We start from the raw sequence: 20,124 nt of genomic DNA on the forward strand, positions 1-20,124 counted from the left end.
AACCATGGCCCCAGCAGCCATGACCTTTGCCTCATCACTCTCGGACGCCCAGCCCGTCCCGTTCTGGCTGGAAGACCCCGGCAAGCCCGCCGCCCTGCCCGCCCTCACCGGCGACGAGAAGACCGATCTGCTCGTCGTCGGCGGCGGCTACAGCGGACTGTGGACCGCGCTGCTCGCCAAGGAGCGCGACCCGCAGCGGGATGTCGTCCTGATCGAGGGGCGCGAGGTGGGCTGGGCCGCCTCGGGCCGCAACGGCGGCTTCTGCGCAGCGTCCCTGACCCACGGTCTCGCCAACGGGCTGGCCCGCTGGCCGGGCGACATGGCGAAGCTCGAGGACCTCGGCGCGCGCAACCTCGACGCCATCGAGGCCGCCGTCGCCGCGTACGGCATCGACTGCGACTTCGAGCGCACCGGCGAGATCGACGTGGCGACCGAGCCACACCAGCTCGACGAGCTCCGCGAGATGCACGAGGAGGCCGGCCGGCTCGGCTTCGGCGGCCTGGAACTGCTGGACCGCGACGCCGTGCGCGCCGAGGTCGACTCGCCGACCTTCCTCGGCGGGTTGTGGGACCGGGAGGGGGTGGCCATGCTCCACCCGGCCAGACTCGCCTGGGGTCTGAAGCGGGCCTGCCTCGACCTCGGTGTACGGATCTACGAGAACACCCGGGCCCTCGACCTGTCCTCGGCGGGCGCCGGCATGGCCGTGCGCACGTCCTACGGCCGGGTCTTCGCCCGCCGGGTCGCGCTCGGCACGAACGTCTTCCCGTCGCTCGTCAAGCGGATCCGCCCGTACACCGTGCCGGTGTACGACTACGCGCTGATGACCGAGCCGCTCTCGGCCGAGCAGCGCGACGCCGTCGGGTGGCGCAACCGGCAGGGCCTCGGCGACAGCGCCAACCAGTTCCACTACTTCCGGATCACCGCCGAGGGCCGGATCCTGTGGGGCGGCTACGACGCGATCTACCCGTACGGCGGGAAGGTCACCGCAGAGCTGGACCACCGGCCGGAGACGTATCTGAAACTGGCGGGCCAGTTCTTCGAGTGCTTCCCGCAACTGGAGGGCCTGCGCTTCAGCCACGCCTGGGGCGGCGCGATCGACACCTGCTCGCGCTTCTCGGCGTTCTTCGGCACCGCGCACGGCGGAAAGGTCGCCTACGCCGCCGGGTACACCGGGCTCGGTGTGGGCGCCACCCGCTTCGGCGCCGACGTGATGCTCGACCTGCTCGCCGGTGAGCGGACCGAGCGCACGGAGCTGGAGATGGTCCGCAGGAAGCCGCTGCCCTTCCCGCCGGAGCCGGTGGCCTGGGCGGGGATCGGCATCACCAAGTGGTCCCTGGCCCGGGCGGACGCCCGCGGCGGCCGGCGCAACCTGTGGCTGAGGGCGATGGACCGCCTCGGACTCGGTTTCGACAGCTGACACCTCGCCGGGTACGGCCGGCGGCCGCGCGCCACGGGGCGCCCGGCCGCCGGCCGTGCCGTGTCACGGTCGGTCGCGACCACCTCGGCGGATTTTCTCCACCGGTTTCCCGAACCCGCGTCATAGTGCGGACCGTTCCCGCTCTCCCCGGGTGAACGCACGGACCGCGCACGCGGCGAGGCGCACGGAACGGGAGGCTGTGGGAGATGACGGGAACCGGGGGCCAGGGGGCCGGTGCGGCGGTGGACTGGCTGGTGTCGGCGGCGCCCGACCCCGACGACTGGCGCAGGCGTTGGGAGGGCGACCCCAGAGGCGTCGCCCTCTTTCCCACGGGGCGGCTCTGGGACGTGCTCGTCCTGCCCGGCGGGATCGCCGGGCCGACACTGGACGTGCTCACGCGGCTCACGGACCGGCCGGGACCGGTCCTCGCCGACTTCGGCGCGACCTCACGCGGCCGCGCGCCGGGGCCGCGCCTGGGCTTCTTCGTGCCGCCGGGCACGTCCGAGCGCTGGGTCGGCACGGGCACGCACGCCGTGGGGCCGGGCGCCTGGGTGGTACTGCCGTACCCGGGGCGCACCGCCGGGGGTGTGCGCTGGCTGGTTCTCCCGGACGGGTCGGGGACCCTCACCGACCCCGCACTGCTGGAGCTGTCGATGCACGAGGCGGCCGCGGTCGTCGCCGGAACCGACGGGGAGCGGGATGAAGGGCGAGGAGGCCGTCAGAGGTCTTGACAAGCCGATTGGTCTGGACCATGTTGTGCGCGCTCCACTCCTCATCCCCCCACTCCCCGGAGGCAGTTGTGGACCGCGCCAGACCCCTCGCCGTCGTCGTCGCGGCCGTGCTCGCGGCGGGCGGGCTCGTCGCCACGGCCGGCGGCGCCGCGGCCGCCGACGCCGAACTCGCCCGCAACGGCGGCTTCGAGTCCGGCCTGGACGGCTGGAGTTGCACGGCCGGCAGCGGCGCCGTCGTCTCCTCGCCCGTGCACGGCGGAGCCAAGGCGCTGCAGGCGACCCCGGCCGGCAGCGACAACGCCAAGTGTTCCCAGACCGTCGGCGTGCAGCCGAACTCCTCTTACACGCTGAGCGGTTGGGTGCGCGGCAGCTATGTGTACCTGGGCGCCACAGGCACCGGCACGACCGACGTCTCCACCTGGACCCAGTCGGCCCCCGACTGGCAGAAGCTGACGACGACGTTCCGCACCGGCGCCGGCACCACGTCCGTCACGATCCACACCCACGGCTGGTACGGCACCGGTGCCTACCAGGCCGACGACCTGTCGCTGTACGGCCCGGGCGGCACCCCGGTCCAGGTGCCCGCCGCGCCCACCGGGCTCGTCGCGGGCACACCCACGTCCTCGACAGTGCCGCTGTCCTGGTCGCCCGTGTCCGGCGCGACCGGCTACCACGTCCACCGCGGCGGCACGAGGGTCCTCTCGGTGACCGGGACCTCGGCCACCGTCACCGGCCTGGCACCCGCCACCTCCTACGCCTTCCAGGTCACCGCCGCCAACAGCGCGGGCGAGTCCCCGAAGTCCGCGACGGTCACCGCCACGACGGCGAACGGAGGCACCGGACCCGGGCCGGGGCTGCCCGCCCACGCCCTGGTCGGCTATCTGCACGCGAGCTTCGCCAACGGCTCCGGCTACACCCGCATGGCCGACGTCCCCGACTCCTGGGACGTCATCAACCTCGCGTTCGGCGAACCCACCTCGGTGACCTCCGGCGACATCCGCTTCAACCTGTGCCCGGCGAGCGAGTGCCCCGGCGTCGAGTCCGTCGCCGACTTCAAGGCCGCCATCAAGGCCAAGCAGGCCGCCGGCAAGAAGGTCCTCATCTCCATCGGCGGCCAGAACGGCCAGGTCCAGCTCTCCACGGCGGCGGCCCGGGACACCTTCGTCTCGTCCGTCTCGAGGATCATCGACGAGTACGGCCTCGACGGCCTCGACATCGACTTCGAGGGCCACTCGCTGTCGCTCGCCACCGGCGACACCGACTTCCGCAACCCCACCTCGCCGGTCGTCGTCAACCTGATCTCGGCCCTGAAGACCCTCAAGGCCCGGTACGGCAGTGGCTTCGTGCTGACGATGGCCCCGGAGACCTTCTTCGTCCAGCTCGGCTACCAGTTCTACGGCTCCGGTCCGTTCGGCGGCCAGGACCCGCGCGCCGGTGCCTATCTGCCCGTCATCCACGCCCTGCGCGACGATCTGACGCTGCTGCACGTCCAGCACTACAACTCGGGGCCGATCATGGGCCTCGACAACCAGTACCACACCATGGGGAACGCGGACTTCCACATCTCCATGACCGACATGCTGCTCACGGGCTTCCCGGTCGCGGGCAACGCCGAGCGGTTCTTCCCCGCCCTCCGCCCCGACCAGGTCGCCATCGGCCTGCCCGCCGCCACCACCGCGGGGAACGGGCACACCCCGCCCGCCGAGGTCACCAAGGCCCTGGACTGCCTGACCAGGAAGGCGAACTGCGGCTCCTACCGGACCCACGGCACCTGGCCCGCGCTGCGCGGACTGATGACCTGGTCGATCAACTGGGACCGGTTCGGCGGCTGGGAGTTCCAGCGGAACTTCGACGCCTACCCCTGGAGCTGACCAGGACCACACCGGCGAGCAGCACCCCGCACAGGGACCAGCTGCCGAGGACGTCCAGCGGCCAGTGGTAGCCGCGCAGCACCAGACCGATGCCCGTCGCCACCGTGAGCAGCACGGCGACGGGCGTCAGCCACCGGCCGACGAGGAGGGCCGCCCCGGCGTACGCCACCACCGCGGTCGCGGCGTGGCCCGACGGGAAGTACCCCGTCTCCGGGGTCAGCGGACCGGGCCGGTCGGTCAGCGCCTTCAGCGGCACCACGAGCGCCGGTACGAGGGCCATGGCGACGACGACCGCCGCCGCGGGGACCCGTCTGCGCCGGTACAGCGCCAGGCCGACGGCCGAGGCCAGCACCGGCAGCGCGACCTGCATGTTGCCGAGATCGGCGAGGAACTCGGTGAGGCCCGCGGGGCCGTCGCCCACGACCGCCCGGTCGACGCGCTCGTCCAGCGCACGCAGCGGCCCGTGGGCCACGACCTGCCAGGTGATCAGAGCGAAGAGGACGGCGCACACCGCCGCGACGGCGGCGGCGCCGCCGGGCGGCCGGAAGAAGGGAGGCCGGAGGAGGAACGCCGACCGGAAGAAGGAGGTCGGCCGCCCCGGAACAGGGGGGGTGGTTCCGGGGCGGCCGTGGGGACCGGTTTGCCGCGCGCCCCGGGGGGTTTGGGGCGGGCGGCCATCCGATCGGAGAGGTGATCCGGAGCACGAAGCTCCGGTGGTGTGCGCGAGGGCACGGCCAGGGCGGGGCTGGGGAGGCCACGCCATGGAGTCGCCCGCAGTCTCCTGCGAGCGGGGTGTTTCTCTCATCTGCGAAAACCGTACGGCAGCAGGAGGGGGACCGACAGCGGGAATGCCATCCCGCCATTGGCCCCCCACACGTTCTTCACAGAGAGCGCGCGATGACGGGCGGTAACCCCTCGCGCGTCCCGCTCAGACGCCCGCGAGCGCCGTCTCGATGACGTCCAGGCCCTCGTTGAGCAGGTCCTCGCCGATCACCAGCGGGGGCAGGAAACGGAGCACGTTGCCGTAGGTGCCGCAGGTGAGGACGAGGACGCCCTCGGCGTGGCAGGCCTTGGCGAGCGCGCCGGCGGCCTCCGGGTTCGGCTCCTTGGAGGCGCGGTCCTTGACCAGTTCGATGGCGATCATGGCGCCGCGGCCGCGGATGTCGCCGATGACGTCGAACTTCTCGGCCATCGCGGACAGGCGGCCCTTCATGACCTCCTCGATGCGCTTGGCCTTGCCGTTGAGGTCCTGCTCGCGCATGGTCTCGATGGCGCCGAGCGCACCGGCGCAGGCGACCGGATTGCCGCCGTAGGTGCCGCCGAGGCCGCCCGCGTGCGCGGCGTCCATGATCTCGGCGCGGCCGGTGACGGCGGACAGCGGCAGGCCGCCGGCGATGCCCTTGGCGGTGGTGATCAGGTCCGGGACGATGCCCTCGTCCTCGCAGGCGAACCACTGGCCGGTGCGGCAGAAGCCGGACTGGATCTCGTCCGCGACGAAGACGATGCCGTTGTCCTTGGCGAACTGCGCGATCGCCGGGAGGAAGCCCTTCGCGGGCTCGATGAAGCCGCCCTCGCCGAGGACGGGCTCGATGATGACCGCGGCGACGTTGTCGGCGCCGATCTGCTTGCTGATCTGGTCGATGGCCTGGGCGGCGGCCTCGGGGCCGCAGTTGTCCGGGCCCGTGGGCCAGCGGTAGCCGTAGGCGACCGGGACGCGGTAGACCTCGGGGGCGAAGGGCCCGAAGCCGTTCTTGTACGGCATGTTCTTCGCGGTCAGCGCCATGGTGAGGTTGGTGCGGCCGTGGTAGCCGTGGTCGAAGACGACGACGGCCTGGCGCTTGGTGTACGCACGCGCGATCTTGACGGCGTTCTCGACGGCCTCGGCGCCGGAGTTGAACAGCGCCGACTTCTTGGCGTGGTCGCCCGGGGTGAGCTCGGCCAGGGCCTCGCAGACCTCGACGTAGCCCTCGTAGGGCGTGACCATGAAACAGGTGTGGGTGAAGTCCGCGAGCTGCGCGGAGGCGCGGCGTACGACGGCCTCGGCGGACGCGCCCACGGTGGTCACGGCGATACCGGACCCGAAGTCGATCAGACGGTTGCCGTCGACGTCCTCGATGATGCCGCCGCCGGCGCGGGCGGTGAACACCGGCAGCACGGAGCCCACACCGGCCGCGACCGCGGACAGACGGCGGGCCTGCAGTTCCTGCGACTTGGGGCCGGGGATGGCGGTGACGACGCGGCGCTCCTGCGGAATTGCGCTCATGAGGGCTCCTGGGGGTGTTTCCGGACGCACTTCTTCTTTCTTCGCAGGCTAGGTCCGGGCCAGGGGGTCCGGCATGCTCCGTTCGGTAGTGGTGGGGGCGTGTCCTTGTCCGCGACGGACATAGAGCGCCGAGGGGAGGGGCGGGACGGGCCGCTGACCGGGGCCGTCGGGGCGGAGGCGTGCCTGTGACCACCGCTCGGACAGGGCACGCGTCGCCGCGCGGATCCCGGCTTGTCGGCGGGCCGGACGGCGAGGAGGGGCGGGCCGTCGGGGCCGTGCCGTGCACAGGAGGGCGGACACCCGGCCGGGCTGCCGGGGCTGCCGGGGCGGGAGGGCGTGCGCGTGGGACTGCCTCACGGCACGGGCGGGGGGGAGCGCGCGCACGCAGGTCGGGGCGTTCGGGCCGGCGGTCGCGCGCAGGCTGGGGCCGGCCGGCGTGCCGACGGGGACCGGAGTGCGCAGGGACGGACTCGAGGGCGGACCGCGCGACCCCGGCGGGGCGGCGGTACCGGCTCCGCGCCGCATCCGCGCCAACCCCCGCACTCACGGTGCGGGATCGCTGAACTCCCCGGCGGCGGGCACTAGATTGACGGTGGCACAGACGCGCGGACCTGGCTGGTCAGGGGGCAGGGGTTCATGGAGACCGAAGGCACGTACGACGCACGCGGGGCCCGATCCGGCGGCACCGGCAGCGCGCGGCCCGTCCCGCGTCCCGCGGGCCCACCGCCGCTGCCGCCCGCCGTCCCGCCGGTCCCGTCCCAGGCCCCGGCGCCGACGGGTACCGGACGGTCCGTCGCGGACTGGCTGCGCACCCCCCGGCCCGACGCCGAGCCGGGCGTGTGGCGGCTGGGGCACCGGCCGCGCCCGGAGGAGGAGCCGGAGCTCGTCCCGGCGAGGCGGCTCTTCACCGGCGCGCTGATCGCCCTGCTCGCCGGCTGGCTGCTCTGGTCACTGCTGTGGAACGGCTACCTCGGCCGCTACTGGCTCTGGCCGCTCCTGGTGCTCACCCCGGACTCCTGGCGCGCCGACCCTCCGCTGTGGGCCACGGCGAGCTACGTGTACTACGCCCTCGTCGGCGGCGGACTCCTCGTCCTCTTCGCCCGGATGGGCCACGTGCCCGAGATCTGGCGCCGCTACGCGCGCAAGAGGGACGTGCCCGCCCCGCCGCCCCCGCCGAAGGAGGACCCCGCCGACTGGCCCGACCTGCGCTCCGCCGGTCTGGACGACACGGCCCGCACCCTGGCGGAGGCGACCCGGAAGGGCTCGCTCGGCGACGTCGACTACGCGCGGATCCGCCGCGCCTGGCAGGGGGTGCGGACCACCCCCGAACGGCTGGCGGCCTTCACGGACGTGGTCCGCGCGGAGGGCGCGGCGGCCTGTGCGCATCCCTCCGGGGTGCGGGACCTGCCGGTACGCACCGCGGTGCACGACCTCGCCACCAACCAGGTCAGGATCGGCACCGCCGCCGACCACCCCCGTAACCCCTACGCCCGCCGCACCACGGGGGTCGCCCTCGAGCCCGCGCTGCTCGGCACCTCGCTGCTCGCCGTCGGGCCGTCGGGGGCGGGGAAGACCGTGCGGCTCGTGCGGCCGGTCGTGGAGGCCATGTGCCTGCAGGCGCTGGCGAACCGCGCCGCCGTCGTGGCGGTCACCGCGCACGGCACGGCGCTCGCTCCCGACGACGCGTTCGACCTGGTCATCGCCCCCGGACGGCCGGAGTCCACGCACGACCTCGACCTCTACGGCGGCAGCGACGACCCCGATGAGGCCGCCCGCGTCCTCGCCGAGGCGCTCGTCGGGGATCTGACGGCCGACGGCCGGCGGGCCGCCACGGCCCTCGCGCAGCTCATCGGGCCGTACCGCGGTGTCCACGGCCACTTCCCGGCCGTTCCCGAGCTGCGCGACCTCCTCGGCGGCGCGCCCGGGGCGCTGGACGGGCTGCGCACCGCCCTGCAGACCGCGGGCGCGACCTCGCAGCTGCGCGAACTCGACGCCCGGGCACGGCAGTCGGAGCGCGCCGACGACATCGGGGTGCTGCTCGCGGAGCGGATCGCGTTCCTCGACCGGCCCGCGTTCGCCCGCTTCTTCCGCACCGAGGAGCCCGGCCGGCAGTTCTCGCTGCGTGCCGTCGAGCACCCGCTGCGGGTCCGGATCGACCTCCCCGAACGCGGCCACGCCGAGGCGTCACGGATCATCGCCCGGCTCGTCCTCGCCCAGTTCACGGAGGCCGTGCTCAGCCGCTCGGACCGCTCCCTGTTCGCCTGTCTGGTCCTGGACGACGCCACCCACACGGTCACGCCCGACTCGGTCAGGGCCGTGCAGCGGCTGCGCTCCGCGCACGCGGGGGTGGTGCTGACGCTGCGCACCCTGGAGGACGTCCCCGAGCCGTTGCGCGGGCCGCTGCTGGGCGCGGTGGGCTGCCGGATGGCGTTCGCCGGGCTCGGGCCGTGGGACGGCGGCCGGTTCGCCGAGTCCTGGGGCAAGGAGTGGGTGCAGACCAAGGACGTGACCAATCGGCAGATCGTCTCCGACGAGCCGCTGACCAAGGCCCTGCACTTCATGCGCCGGGTCGTGACGGGCAAGGCCGCGACGGCCGAGGCGGTGACGGTCCGTGAGGTCGAGCGGGAGCGCTGGTCGGCCTCCGAGCTGGCGCACTCGGTGCCGGCCGGGCACGCCGTGCTCTCCCTGACGTCGGTGCGTGGCGAGCACGCCCCTCCGCTCCTGGTGGATCTGCGGAACTGAGCCGGGCACCCGTACGCGGTGGCAGAATCGAGGTACGCCGTTCATACGGGACGGCGAAATGGCCCCAGAAGCACTCATCCTCCGTCGAAAGCCCGCGGTCCCATGCCGGTCACCCTCGCGTCCCTCGTCCAGCACTCCGCGCTCAAGCTGACCGTGCGCGCGGGGGAGGACCGTCTGGGGACGCCGGTGCGCTGGGTCCACGCCAGCGAGCTGGCGGACCCCGTGCCGTACATGGAGGGCGGCGAGCTGCTGCTCGTCACCGCGATGACGCTCGACGCCGCCGACCGGGAGTCGATGCGCCGTTATGTGCGGCGGCTCGCGGGCGCGGGGGTCGCGGGGCTGGGCTTCGCCGTCGGGGTCAATTACGAAGACATCCCCGACGCGCTGCTGGAGGCGGCCGAGACCGAGGACTTCCCCCTCCTCGAAGTGCCCCGGCGCACACCGTTCCTGGCCATCAGCAAGGCGGTGTCCGCGGCCATCGCCGCCGACCAGTACCGGTCCGTCACGGCGGGTTTCGAGGCCCAGCGGGAGCTGACGCGCGCCGCGCTCGCCGAGGGTCCCGCGGCCCTGCTCTCCCGCCTCGCCTCGCACGTGGACGGCTGGGCCGCCCTCTACGACGCCTCCGGCGCCGTCGTCGCCGCCGCCCCCGAATGGGCCACCCGGCGCGCGGCCCGGCTCACGGGGGACGTGGAGCGGCTGCGGGAGCGCCCCGCGCCCGCCAGCGCGGTCGTCGGCGGGACGGACGACCGCGTCGAACTCCAGTCGCTGGGCACCGGCCGGCGGGTCCGCGGTGCACTCGCGGTCGGCACGGGGGCGCCGCTGGGCACCGCCGAGCGCTACGCCGTGCACTCCGCGGTGGCGCTGCTGACGCTGACGACGGAACGGTCGCGTTCGCTGCAGGCCGCCGAGCAGCGGCTCGGCGCGGCGGTGCTGAGGATGATGCTCTCCGGCCAGCCGGACCACGCCAGGACGGTCGCGGGGGACCTGTACGGAGGGCTCCTGGACGCCCCCTTCCGGCTGCTCGTCGCCGAACCGGCGGGGGAGCCGGACCCGACGGCCGAGCACCCCGTGCAGGCCTTCGCCGAAGCGCTGGAGTCCGCCGCATCCCGGGCCGGGGAGTCCGTGCTGACCGTGTGGGAGAGCGACGACCGGCTCGTGGTCCTCGCCGCGGACGGGGGAGCGGTCGCGCTCGCCTGTGAGCCGTACACCGAACGCGAGACGGAGGAGGCGGGGGTCGTCGTCGGCATGTCGGCGCCGGCCGGGCCGATCGCGGCAGCCACGGCGTACAAGCAGGCCGAGCAGGCGCTCTCCGTCGCCCGCAGGCGGGGCCGGGCGCTCGTCGAGCACGAGGACCTCGCGGCGGGTTCCGTGCTGCCGCTGCTCGCCGACGACGCGGTGCGCGCCTTCGCGGACGGGATGCTGCGAGCCCTGCGGGAGCACGACGCGACCGGCCGCGGCGACCTCGTGGCCTCGCTGCGCGCCTGGCTCTCCCGCCACGGCCAGTGGGACGCGGCCGCGGCCGACCTGGGCGTCCACCGGCACACCCTGCGCTACCGCATGCGGCGCGTCGAGGAGATCCTCGGCCGTTCCCTGGACGACCCGGACGTGCGCATGGAGCTCTGGCTGGCCCTCAAGGCGACCGAGAGCCCGCTCCCGGCACCGGCACCGGAGTAGGCCGCGGGCGCCCGGGCCGGGGCCGGGAGCGGCCTCGACGGCGCGGCCGGCCTCCGGCCACCCGTCGGCCGGCAGTCCTGGCGCCGGCCCGGAGGCCACCCACGAGCCGCAGCCGCAGGCTCTCCGAGGCCCGCCCAACCGCCGGGCGGCGGTCCCCCGCCCGGCCCCCCACCAGCGGCCGCGCGGTTCGGGGGCCGGCTTCGGAGCCGTGCTCACCGCCGCCGATGACCACCCCAGCCCGTCAGCCGTCGGAAGAAGCCGGCCTTCCGCTGCCCGAAGTCGGGCAGAAAACGTGGTGTTCGGTCGCCGGACTGCCTAAGGTCCTGCCTCGTGATCACCGGCCGGACGGGGAGCCATCCACCCGGCCGTTTCACGAGACGGGCGAGACGAGCGACGAACGAGACGAGACGAGAAGGACCGATGACGCAACCCGCAGCAGGTGCCGGCACCCCCGCTCCCGGCACCCCCGCTCCAGACGCCCCCGGCGCGAGCAGACCCGCCGCCGAACCTCCCGCCGGAGCCGGCCCCCCGCCCCTTACCGAACCCGGTGCCGCCCTCACCTCCGAACCCGGTGCCGCGTCCGCCGTCGAGGCCGCGTCCGCCCCCGCGCGCGGACCGGGCCGGATATCCGGCCCGGTCTGGGCCGCGCTCGCCATCGTCTACGTCGTGTGGGGCTCCACGTACCTCGGTATCCGCGTGGTCGTCGAGACCATGCCGCCGTTCCTGTCCGCCGGTGCGCGGTTCGTCGCAGCTGGGCTGATCCTCGCCGCGATCGTCGCCTGGCGGCAGGGACCGTCCGCGCTCCGCGCCACCCGGGCCCAGCTGGTCTCCGCCGCCGTGGTCGGACTGCTGCTGCTCCTCGGCGGCAACGGTCTCGTCGTCCTCGCCGAGACGGCCGTCCCCTCCGGACTCGCCGCGCTCCTGGTCGCCGTCGTCCCGGCCTGGGTCGTCGTCCTGCGGCGGGCGTCCGGCGAGCGCCCGGGCACCGGTGCGTACGGTGGCGTCCTCCTCGGGCTCGCGGGGCTCGCCGTGCTGACCCTGCCGGGCCTGAGCGGCGACGTCCGCCTCTGGGGCGTGCTGACCGTGATCGCCGGGACCGTCATGTGGTCGGTCGGCTCCTTCTCCTCCTCCCGCATCCCCATGCCGGCCAACCCGTTCGCCGCGAGCGCCTACGAGATGGTCGCGGGCGGCATCGGCTGCCTGCTCGTCGCCCTGGGCCGCGGTGAACAGCGGGACCTCGTGCTCGCCGAGGTCTCGGGCCGCTCCTGGACCGCCCTCGCCTACCTCGTCGTCTTCGGCTCGCTGATCGCGTTCACGGCGTACGCCTGGCTGCTGCACTCCGCCCCGCTCTCGCTCGTGGCCACGTACGCCTACGTCAACCCGGTCGTCGCCGTACTTCTCGGCGCGCTCGTCCTCGGTGAGCGGCTGACCTGGCCGATCGCCGTGGGCGGCGCGGTCGTCGTCGCCGGCGTCTGTCTGATCGTCAGTACCGAACGCCGTCGCTGACGTCCACGGTGACCCGCGCACTCGCCAAAGCGGCAGGGCGACCCGGCCGACCACTCCAACGCGGACAACCCACGATCCGGCCCGGCCGCCCTACCGTGTGGGGAGAGGCAACCCACTACTTCGGAAGGGCCGGGACCCCCAAATGACGTCCACCCACGCCTTCTGGCTCGCCGGCCGCCAGGCCACCGGCGAGACGACCTTCGACGTGACCTCCCCCTGGGACGGCCGTCTCGTCGGCACGGTCGCCGTCCCGACCGACGCCCAGGTCGAGGAGGCCGTTGCCGCAGCCCATGCCGTCGTGGACGAGTTCGCCGCGACCCCGGCCCACGTCCGCGCCGCCGCCCTCGACCACGTCTCCCGGCGTCTCGCCGAGCGCACCGAGGAGATCGCCCAGCTGATCTCCGCCGAGAACGGCAAGCCCGTCAAGTGGGCCCGCGGCGAGGTCGGCCGCGCGATCTCCGTGTTCCGCTTCGCCGCCGAGGAGGCCCGCCGCTTCAACGGCGGCGAGGCCCAGCGCCTCGACACGGACGCCGGTGGCCAGGGGCGCCTCGCCCTCACCCGCCGCTTCCCGAAGGGCGTCGTCCTCGGCATCGCGCCGTTCAACTTCCCGCTGAACCTGTGCGCCCACAAGATCGCCCCGGCCATCGCGGTCGGCGCGCCGATCATCCTCAAGCCCGCTCCGGCCACCCCGCTGTCCGGTCTGATCCTCGGTGAGCTGCTCGCCGAGACCGACCTTCCCGCGGGCTCCTGGTCGGTGCTCACGGTCCCGAACGACAAGATGCCCGCCCTCGTCCAGGACGAGCGCCTCCCGGTCATCTCGTTCACCGGCTCCGACAAGGTCGGCTACGCGATCATGGACTCGGTGCCGCGCAAGCACTGCACGCTGGAGCTCGGCGGGAACGGCGCGGCCGTCGTCCTCGCCGACTTCGCCTCCGAGGAGGACCTGGACTGGGCGGCGACCCGTATCGCCACCTTCTCCAACTACCAGGGCGGCCAGTCCTGCATCTCCGTGCAGCGCGTGATCGCCGACGCCTCCGTGTACGACCGGCTGCTGCCGAAGATCGTCGCGGCGGTCGAGGCGCAGCACACCGGTGACCCGTCCGACCCGACCACCGACGTCGGCCCCCTGGTCAGCGAGGACGCCGCCAGGCGCGTCGAGTCCTGGGTCGACGAGGCCGTCGAGGCCGGCGCCCAGCTCCTCACCGGCGGCAAGCGGGACGGGGCCTCCTACGCGCCGACCGTGCTCACCGGCGTGCCGGCGCACGCGACCCTCGCCTGCGAGGAGGTCTTCGGGCCGGTCCTCACCGTGCAGAGCGTCGACGGCGAGGCCGAGGCCTTCGCGGCGGTCAACAACTCCAAGTACGGCCTCCAGGCGGGCGTGTTCACCCACGACCTGCAGACCGCCTTCCGCGCCCACCGGGCGCTGGAGGTCGGTGGCGTGATCGTCGGCGACGTCCCGTCCTACCGCGCCGACCAGATGCCCTACGGCGGCGCCAAGCAGTCCGGCGTGGGCCGCGAGGGTGTGAGGTTCGCGATGGACGACTACACGTACGAGCGGGTGCTGGTCCTCACCGGACTCGCCCTGTAGTACGTCCCGGACCGACGGCCGGAGCCCACTGTGCGGGGGCTCCGGCCGTCTTTCTGTGGTAGGCGGGCAGGATCCACCCGGCTGCCCCGCAGGACTGGTGAGGCGGCCGGTATTCGGGTAGATACGGACGAGTAGCACCGGTCGGTAATTCCGGTCCGGCCGCCCTCCGACAGCGGCGAGGTGAGTCCCTCATGTCCGCACCATCCACTCCGCAGGACGCCCCGAAGGTCACTGTGTCCCCCGAGGCCACAGGGGCACCGAAGGTCACCGAGCGTGAGGCACGCCAGGTCGCCGAGGCCGCGCGCGAGCAGAGCTGGCGCAAGCCCAGCTTCGCCAAGGAACTGTTCCTCGGCCGTTTCCGGCTCGACCTGATCCACCCCCATCCGCTGCCGGCCTCCGAGGACGTGCAGCGCGGCGAGGAGTTCCTCGCCAGACTGCGGGACTTCTGCGAGACGAAGATCGACGGCGCGCTCATCGAGCGCCAGGCCCGGATCCCGGACGAGGTCATCGAGGGCCTCAAGGAACTCGGCGCCCTCGGCATGAAGATCGACACCAAGTACGGCGGCCTGGGCCTCACCCAGGTGTACTACAACAAGGCCCTGGCCCTGGTCGGGTCCGTGAGCCCCGCCATCGGCGCGCTGCTCTCGGCGCATCAGTCGATCGGCGTACCGCAGCCGCTGAAGATCTTCGGCACCCAGGAGCAGAAGGACACGTTCCTGCCGCGCCTGGCCCGCACCGACATCTCGGCCTTCCTGCTCACCGAGCCCGACGTCGGCTCCGACCCCGCGCGCCTGGCCACCACGGCCGTGCCCGACGGCGACGACTACGTGCTCGACGGCGTGAAGCTGTGGACGACCAACGGCGTCGTCGCCGACCTCCTCGTGGTGATGGCCCGGGTCCCCAAGTCCGAGGGCCACAAGGGCGGCATCACCGCGTTCGTCGTCGAGGCGGATGCCGAGGGCATCACCGTCGAGAACCGCAACGCCTTCATGGGCCTGCGCGGCATCGAGAACGGCGTGACCCGCTTCCACCGGGTCCGGGTGCCCGCGGCGAACCGCATCGGCCCCGAGGGCTCCGGCCTGAAGATCGCCCTGACCACGCTGAACACCGGCCGTCTGTCGCTGCCCGCGATGTGCGTCGGCGCCGGGAAGTGGTGCCTGAAGATCGCCCGCGAGTGGTCCGCCGTCCGGGAGCAGTGGGGCAAGCCGGTCGCCAGGCACGAGGCGGTGGGCGCGAAGATCTCCTTCATCGCGGCGACCACCTTCGCCATGGAGGCCGTCGTCGACCTGGCGTCCCAGATGGCCGACGAGGACCGCAACGACATCCGCATCGAGGCGGCCCTCGCCAAGCTCTACGGCTCCGAGATGTCCTGGCTCATCGCCGACGAACTGGTCCAGATTCGCGGCGGACGCGGCTTCGAGACCGCCGAGTCCCTGGCCGCACGAGGCGAACGCGCCGTCCCCACCGAGCAGTTGCTGCGCGACCTGCGCATCAACCGCATCTTCGAGGGCTCCACCGAGATCATGCATCTGCTGATCGCGCGCGAGGCGGTGGACGCCCACCTCTCCGTGGCCGGCGACATCATCGACCCCGACAAGTCGCTCGGCGACAAGGCCAGGGCGGGTGCGGCGGCGACGGCGTTCTACGCCCGCTGGCTGCCCAAGCTGGTCGCGGGCCCGGGCCAGCTGCCCCGCTCGTACGCGGAGTTCCACCCGCGCGGACACACGGACCTCTCCGTGCACCTGCGGTACGTGGAGCGCACCTCGCGCAAACTCGCCCGCTCCACGTTCTACGCCATGTCCCGCTGGCAGGGCCGGATGGAGACCAAGCAGGGCTTCCTCGGCCGCGTCGTCGACATCGGCGCGGAGCTGTTCGCGATGAGCGCCGCCTGCGTACGGGCCGAACTGCTGCGCAGGACCGGGGAGCACGGCCGGGAGGCGTACCGGCTGGCGGACGCCTTCTGCCGGCAGTCCCGCATCCGGGTCGAGGAGCTCTTCGGACGGCTGTGGACCAACACCGACGACCTCGACCGTTCCGTGGTGAAGGACGTCCTCGCCGGCTCCTACACCTGGCTCGAGGAGGGCGTCCTCGACCCGAGCGGCGACGGCCCCTGGATCGCGGACGCGACCCCCGGTCCGTCGAAGCGGGAGAACGTCCACCGCCCGTTCCGGTGACCGCCGCCGCCCGCGCGGTCCGGTGACCGGGCGGGCGGCCCCGCGGCCGCCGGTGCGAGCCGTCGCCCCCGGGCGGCGCCCGCACCGGCGGCGCGCAGGGGACGCACTGTCGGGACCGTTGGCGGCAGCGGCCACAATGGGGGCATGAGCGACAGCCCAGCCCCACTCGCCGACCCGCACATCGCCTTCGATCCGTCCGAAGGCCGCCGGGACATCGTCGTCCTCGGCTCCACCGGGTCCATCGGCACGCAGGCCATCGACCTGGTCCTGCGCAACCCCGACCGCTTCCGCGTCACCGCGCTCTCCGCTGCCGGCGGACGGGTCGACCTGCTCGCCGAGCAGGCGCACCGACTGCGGGTGCGCGCGGTCGCCGTCGCCCGCGAGGACGCAGTGCCCGCGCTCCGGGAGGCCCTGCGGGCGCGGTACGGCACGGGCGAGCCGCTCCCCGAGATCCTGGCCGGGCCCGACGCGGCGACGCAGCTCGCCGCCTCCGCGTGCCACACCGTCCTCAACGGCATCACCGGATCCATCGGCCTCGCCCCCACCCTCGCCGCGCTCGAAGCGGGCCGCACCCTCGCGCTCGCCAACAAGGAGTCGCTCATCGTCGGCGGCCCGCTGGTGAAGGCCCTCGCGAAGCCCGGCCAGATCATCCCCGTCGACTCCGAGCACGCCGCGCTGTTCCAGGCACTCGCCGCCGGCACCCGCGGCGACGTGCGCAAGCTCGTCGTCACCGCGTCCGGAGGACCCTTCCGCGGCCGCACCCGGGCCGAGCTCTCCCGGGTCACCCCGGCGGACGCCCTCGCCCATCCCACCTGGGCGATGGGACCGGTGATCACGGTCAACAGCGCCACCCTGGTGAACAAGGGCCTGGAGGTCATCGAGGCGCACCTGCTCTACGACATCCCGTTCGACCGCATCGAGGTCGTGGTCCACCCCCAGTCCTACGTTCACTCGATGGTGGAGTTCACCGACGGTTCCACGCTCGCCCAGGCCACTCCGCCGGACATGCGCGGCCCCATCGCCATCGGCATCGGCTGGCCCGAGCGGGTGCCGGACGCCGCCCCCGCCTTCGACTGGTCGACGGCCTCCACCTGGGAGTTCTTCCCGCTCGACGACGAGGCCTTCCCGTCCGTGGCACTCGCCCGGCACGTGGGGGCGTTGGGCGGCACCGCCCCGGCGGTGTTCAATGCAGCGAACGAGGAGTGCGTCGACGCATTCCTCGCGGGACGGCTGCCGTTCAACGGAATCATGGATACGGTCACTGCTGTCGTCGGCGAACACGGCACCCCGGTGCGGGGAACCTCGCTGACGGTCCCGGACGTCCTGGAGGCGGAGACCTGGGCGCGCACCCGCGCCCGGGAACTGGCCGCACTGGCAGAGAAGGCGACAGCGGAGGCTCGCGCATGACGATTCTGTTGACGGTCCTCGGCATAGCGCTCTTCGCCGTCGGACTGCTCTTCTCCATCGCCTGGCACGAGCTCGGCCACCTCTCCACCGCCAAGCTCTTCGGCATCCGCGTCCCCCAGTACATGGTCGGCTTCGGCCCGACCATCTGGTCGCGCCACAAGGGCGAGACCGAGTACGGGATCAAGGCCATCCCGGCCGGCGGCTACATCCGCATGATCGGGATGTTCCCGCCCGGCCCGGACGGGCGGGTCGAGGCCCGCTCCACCTCCCCCTGGCGGGGCATGATCGAGGACGCCCGCACGGCGGCCTTCGAGGAGCTCAAGCCCGGCGACGAGACCCGCCTCTTCTACACGCGCAAGCCGTGGAAGCGCGTCATCGTGATGTTCGCGGGCCCGTTCATGAACCTGGTGCTCGCCGTGGCGATCTTCCTCGGTGTCTCGATGTCGTTCGGCTTCGCCACCCAGACCACCCAGGTCGCCGGGGTGCAGCAGTGCGTCATCCCGCAGAGCGAGGAGCGCAGCACCTGCAAGTCCACGGACCCTGAGTCCCCGGCCGCAGCCGCGGGACTGCTCAAGGACGACCGGATCGTCGCCTTCAACGGGGTGCCGGTCGGCGACTGGGGCGATCTGTCCGGCCGCATCCGGGACACCATCGGCCCCGCCACCATCACGGTCGACCGCGGCGGCGAGGAGAAGGTCCTCCAGGCCACGCTGCTGAAGAACATGGTGGCCAAGAAGGACGCCGACGGCCAGGTCGTCCCCGGCGAGTTCGTGCCGGCCGGCTACCTGGGATTCGCGGCGAAGACGGAGATCGTGCCGCAGACCTTCGGCCAGTCCCTGGACCGCATGGGCGACATGTTCGAGAACGGCGTCGAGTCGATCATCTCGCTGCCCGCCAAGGTGCCGGACCTGTGGGACGCCGCCTTCGGCGACGGCGAGCGCAAGGACGACTCCCCGGTCGGAGTAGTCGGCGCGGCCCGGATCAGCGGTGAGGTGCTCAATCTCGACGCCCCCACCCAGAACATCGTCGCGACGTTCCTGATGCTGCTCGCCGGCTTCAACCTCTCGCTGTTCCTGTTCAACATGCTGCCGCTGCTGCCGCTGGACGGCGGGCACATCGCGGGAGCGCTGTGGGAGTCCGTACGGCGCACCATCGCCCGGCTCTTCCGCCGGCCCGACCCCGGCCCCTTCGACGTGGCGAAGCTGATGCCCGTCGCCTACGTGGTCGCGGGGATCTTCATCTGCTTCACGCTGCTCGTGCTGGTGGCGGACATCGTGAACCCGGTGAAGATCTCCTAGGGGCGTGTTCTCCCGGAGGAAACCGCCCGGCTTCCGGGCGGAAACCGCGGCCGGACACCGTAGGGCGTCCGGCCGCGTCCCTTCGGGTGGTTTGCCGCCGCGGTGTGCTGGGCCGCGGACCCGTGGCGTAATCTCGAAGGCTGGAGCCCGCCCTGTCAGGGCCTCGATCCACACCTTGGGGTTGCACAGCAGATGACCGCGATTTCTCTCGGTATGCCGTCCGTTCCGACCAAGCTCGCCGACCGAAGGGTCAGCCGCAAGATCCAGGTCGGCTCGGTCGCCGTCGGTGGCGACGCACCCGTGTCGGTGCAGTCGATGACGACGACACGGACCTCCGACGTCGGTGCCACGCTGCAGCAGATCGCCGAGCTCACCGCGTCCGGCTGCCAGATCGTCCGCGTCGCGTGCCCCACGCAGGACGACGCCGACGCGCTCTCCACGATCGCCCGGAAGTCGCAGATCCCGGTGATCGCGGACATCCACTTCCAGCCGAAGTACGTCTTCGCGGCCATCGACGCGGGCTGTGCCGCGGTCCGCGTCAACCCCGGCAACATCAAGCAGTTCGACGACAAGGTCAAGGAGATCGCCAAGGCGGCCAGGGACGCCGGCACTCCCATCCGCATCGGTGTGAACGCGGGCTCGCTCGACCGGCGGCTGCTCCAGAAGTACGGCAAGGCGACCCCCGAGGCGCTCGTCGAGTCGGCGCTGTGGGAGGCGTCCCTCTTCGAGGAGCACGACTTCCGCGACATCAAGATCTCGGTGAAGCACAACGACCCGGTCGTCATGGTCAACGCCTACCGGCAGCTCGCCGCGCAGTGCGACTACCCCCTCCACCTCGGCGTGACCGAGGCCGGCCCGGCCTTCCAGGGCACCATCAAGTCCGCGGTCGCCTTCGGCGCGCTGCTCAGCGAGGGCATCGGGGACACCATCCGTGTGTCGCTGTCCGCGCCCCCGGCCGAGGAGGTCAAGGTCGGCATCCAGATCCTGGAGTCGCTGAACCTGCGCCAGCGCCGGCTCGAGATCGTCTCCTGCCCGTCCTGCGGCCGCGCCCAGGTCGACGTCTACAAGCTGGCCGACCAGGTCACCGCCGGCCTCGAGGGCATGGAGGTGCCCCTGCGCGTCGCGGTCATGGGCTGCGTCGTGAACGGCCCCGGCGAGGCCCGCGAGGCCGACCTGGGAGTCGCCTCCGGCAACGGCAAGGGCCAGATCTTCGTCAAGGGCGAGGTCATCAAGACGGTGCCCGAGTCGAAGATCGTCGAGACCCTCATCGAGGAGGCGCTGAAGATCGCCGAGCAGATGGAGAAGGACGGCGTGGCCTCCGGCGAGCCCGAGGTCTCCGTCAGCTGACCACCGTCGCGAGGGCCGGGTCCGCGCAGGCGGTCCGGCCCTTTCGCGTGAGGGGCCCGGTCCCGGGTATCCAGGTACAGTGCACAGACCGGCAGGCCGTACACCA

At 72.9% G+C, this 20,124-nt stretch carries 13 protein-coding genes; 11 read left to right on the forward strand and 2 right to left on the reverse strand.

The features are described 5' to 3' along the window. Window positions 1-4 precede the first annotated feature (4 nt). The 3 genes from QRN89_RS25360 (at window position 5) to QRN89_RS25370 (ending at window position 4,019) form a co-directional block, all read left to right on the forward strand. Complete coding sequence (locus tag QRN89_RS25360; protein ID WP_290351669.1) at window positions 5-1,417, forward strand: NAD(P)/FAD-dependent oxidoreductase; 1,413 nt, start codon at window positions 5-7, stop codon at window positions 1,415-1,417. Window positions 1,418-1,623: 206 nt separating this feature from the next. Continuing rightward, window positions 1,624-2,148 carry a bifunctional DNA primase/polymerase gene (locus QRN89_RS25365; RefSeq protein WP_290351670.1) on the forward strand — a complete coding sequence of 175 codons (525 nt, stop codon included), beginning with the start codon at window positions 1,624-1,626 and terminating at the stop codon, window positions 2,146-2,148. A gap of 20 nt (window positions 2,149-2,168) precedes the next feature. Next, window positions 2,169-4,019, forward strand: a complete 1,851-nt coding sequence (locus tag QRN89_RS25370; protein WP_435833307.1) for a chitinase — start codon at window positions 2,169-2,171, stop codon at window positions 4,017-4,019. Here the strand turns inward: QRN89_RS25370 and QRN89_RS25375 are convergent. Continuing rightward, window positions 3,955-4,530: a phosphatase PAP2 family protein gene (locus QRN89_RS25375; RefSeq protein ID WP_390702492.1), complete on the reverse strand. Its 576-nt coding sequence runs from the start codon at window positions 4,528-4,530 to the stop codon at window positions 3,955-3,957. The two genes, QRN89_RS25370 and QRN89_RS25375, sit on opposite strands and share 65 nt — an antisense overlap. A gap of 417 nt (window positions 4,531-4,947) precedes the next feature. Then, a complete protein-coding gene (gene gabT / locus QRN89_RS25380) occupies window positions 4,948-6,282 on the reverse strand; it encodes a 4-aminobutyrate--2-oxoglutarate transaminase (protein WP_290351673.1) in 1,335 nt (444 codons plus the stop codon). A gap of 636 nt (window positions 6,283-6,918) precedes the next feature. Here gabT and QRN89_RS25385 point away from each other — a divergent pair. The 8 genes from QRN89_RS25385 to ispG all read left to right on the forward strand — a co-directional run bounded on the left by QRN89_RS25385 (window position 6,919) and on the right by ispG (window position 20,018). Beyond that, the gene (locus QRN89_RS25385) at window positions 6,919-9,024 is read left to right on the forward strand and encodes a type IV secretory system conjugative DNA transfer family protein (RefSeq protein WP_290351674.1); all 2,106 of its coding nucleotides are present in this window, start codon (window positions 6,919-6,921) and stop codon (window positions 9,022-9,024) included. A 102-nt stretch (window positions 9,025-9,126) separates the two neighbouring features. Beyond that, window positions 9,127-10,698 (forward strand): PucR family transcriptional regulator, encoded by a 1,572-nt coding sequence (locus tag QRN89_RS25390; protein ID WP_290351675.1) that lies wholly within the window; start codon window positions 9,127-9,129, stop codon window positions 10,696-10,698. Window positions 10,699-11,118: 420 nt separating this feature from the next. Next, window positions 11,119-12,204, forward strand: coding sequence for an EamA family transporter (locus QRN89_RS25395; protein ID WP_290351676.1), 1,086 nt, complete (start codon window positions 11,119-11,121; stop codon window positions 12,202-12,204). Between the two features lie 142 nt (window positions 12,205-12,346). Further along, window positions 12,347-13,792 carry an aldehyde dehydrogenase family protein gene (locus QRN89_RS25400; protein ID WP_290351677.1) on the forward strand — a complete coding sequence of 482 codons (1,446 nt, stop codon included), beginning with the start codon at window positions 12,347-12,349 and terminating at the stop codon, window positions 13,790-13,792. A 191-nt stretch (window positions 13,793-13,983) separates the two neighbouring features. Further along, window positions 13,984-15,966, forward strand: coding sequence for an acyl-CoA dehydrogenase family protein (locus QRN89_RS25405; RefSeq protein WP_290351678.1), 1,983 nt, complete (start codon window positions 13,984-13,986; stop codon window positions 15,964-15,966). A 144-nt stretch (window positions 15,967-16,110) separates the two neighbouring features. Further along, window positions 16,111-17,373: a 1-deoxy-D-xylulose-5-phosphate reductoisomerase gene (dxr, locus tag QRN89_RS25410; protein ID WP_290351679.1), complete on the forward strand. Its 1,263-nt coding sequence runs from the start codon at window positions 16,111-16,113 to the stop codon at window positions 17,371-17,373. Continuing rightward, complete coding sequence (locus QRN89_RS25415; protein WP_290351680.1) at window positions 17,370-18,671, forward strand: M50 family metallopeptidase; 1,302 nt, start codon at window positions 17,370-17,372, stop codon at window positions 18,669-18,671. The genes dxr and QRN89_RS25415 overlap by 4 nt, the downstream gene beginning before the upstream one ends. Window positions 18,672-18,863: 192 nt before the next feature. Next, a complete protein-coding gene (gene ispG, locus QRN89_RS25420; protein WP_290351681.1) occupies window positions 18,864-20,018 on the forward strand; it encodes a flavodoxin-dependent (E)-4-hydroxy-3-methylbut-2-enyl-diphosphate synthase in 1,155 nt (384 codons plus the stop codon). The last annotated feature ends 106 nt before the right edge of the window (window positions 20,019-20,124 follow it).

The sequence above is a fragment of the Streptomyces sp. HUAS CB01 genome (genome assembly GCF_030406905.1).
In the GTDB taxonomy this organism is placed as follows: domain Bacteria; phylum Actinomycetota; class Actinomycetes; order Streptomycetales; family Streptomycetaceae; genus Streptomyces; species Streptomyces chengbuensis.